Annotated in this window: 1 protein-coding gene and 1 pseudogene; one reads left to right on the plus strand and one right to left on the minus strand. The window is 37.8% G+C overall.

What is annotated here, in order from left to right:
- The first annotated feature begins 306 nt into the window (after window positions 1-306).
- Entirely contained in the window at window positions 307-432 is a 126-nt protein-coding gene (locus tag AACL61_RS02225; protein WP_003664033.1) for a hypothetical protein, read from the plus strand.
- Window positions 433-500: 68 nt separating this feature from the next.
- On the opposite strand, the pseudogene AACL61_RS02230 reads toward AACL61_RS02225, so the two are convergent.
- Window positions 501-1,684 (minus strand): annotated as a pseudogene (locus tag AACL61_RS02230) (aminotransferase class I/II-fold pyridoxal phosphate-dependent enzyme).
- Between the last annotated feature and the right edge of the window lie 71 nt (window positions 1,685-1,755).

The raw sequence follows: 1,755 nt of genomic DNA on the forward strand, positions 1-1,755 counted from the left end.
AACCATGCACCAAAAGCACCCGCCTGCAAATATTGCTGTGTCTAAACTCATATGTAGCAACTCTTTTCTTTTTTCAATACTTGTAATTAATTAGGATATCTGGATTATTTGGTGGATTATTTTTATTTTATCAAGAAAATCAGAAAAAACAATTTCAGTTTGCCACCTCCATGCCCCCATTTATTTAAGCGATCATGTTCATAATTGCATTTTTTATAGACTGAACTATAATATTAGTAACAGTTATTTTACTTTTGTTAATAACTGTTATTATTGAAGCGTTTCAGAAAAAGAGGCGAAGTTATTATGGCACTTAGTAAGCAAGAACGTAAGGAAATGGCTCGTAAAGCTATGGAAAAGCGTGGCAGCAAGAAGCCAGATGGTTCTGGTTTTGCAAAGATTGATGCTGACGCCAAGAAACTGAGCGAATAACTCTTTTGAAGCAATTCACTTATATATTAAAGAGACAGAGATGTGTTAACACCGCTGTCTCTTTTCTTTTAAGCATTATTTTGTTCTTTTTCACAAAATTCCGCGAGACGATCCATCCCCTCTTTAATCTGCTCAATACTTGTATCATAACTAAAGCGAAGATATCCTTCTCCACCTTTACCAAAGTTTGATCCAGCCGTTACGGCAACCTTGGCTTCATTGGCAAGTTGATAAATTAGCTTATCGTCATTCTGATTGAGGAATGACGGAATCTTGGCAAAAATATAAAATGTGCGCCCATTGGTTGACTACATTCAAAGCCCATCGCTGTAAGTCGCTTATACATATAGTCACGCCGTTTAATATATTGGGCGTCCATTTCCTTTGTTGCTTCATCTCCACCCTTTAAAGCGGCTTCTGCAGCGTCTTGAACAAATGTTGCGATATCCGTTACCGCAAATGCATGAACTTTGAACAGCAAATCGGTCACTTTAGCTGGTGCGCAAAGATAGCCAATCCGCCAACCAGTCATTGCATAGGACTTAGAGAAACCATTTGCTAAGATGGTCTGGTCTGGAATAATCTTTGCCATGCTTGAGTATTCACCGTCATAGTTTAATTCACTATAAATTTCATCACAGATTGCAAAGATTGGCTTACCCTTAATTAAGGCTGCTAATTCATTCATTTCTGCTTGAGTATAGGCAATTCCAGTCGGGTTAGAAGGGTTAACGAAAATATCTCCTTTTACTCGATCACCATATTTATCTAGATACTGTTTAAGAAGAGCAGGCGTTAGTTTAAACCCAGTCTTGGATGTATCTACTTCTACTGGCGTCCCTCCAGCAATCATTACATCAGGCGTGTAGATTGAGAAAGTAGGCGTTGGAACTAAAATTATATCTCCCGGATTAGTAATTGCAGTAATTGCAACAGAAATCCCTTCTGTTACTCCGTTTGTAACAAGAATCTCTGTTGCAGGATCGTACTGAAGGCCATATTTATTAGCCAACGTATCGGCAATCGCTTGACGCAATCCCACTGTTCCACGTTGGGGAGCATAGTGAGTGCGATTGTTTTCAATGCTCTCAATTCCGGCCCTTTTAACATATTCTGGTGTGTCAAAATCAGGTTCACCGATTGTAAACTTAATAATTCCCGGAATTTTTGAAACGTATTGGGAAAAATCAAATACTTTCAACGTTGGAACATCATTTAAGATCTTCCGCATATGTTCACTCATTTCAACCATTTTACTTAAGATCCCCTTTTTACTAACTACATATTTAATTATATGACAGTTTAAATCGAGTAGGAGATAAT

The organism is Limosilactobacillus reuteri subsp. porcinus (assembly GCF_036621895.1).
In the GTDB taxonomy this organism is placed as follows: domain Bacteria; phylum Bacillota; class Bacilli; order Lactobacillales; family Lactobacillaceae; genus Limosilactobacillus; species Limosilactobacillus reuteri_J.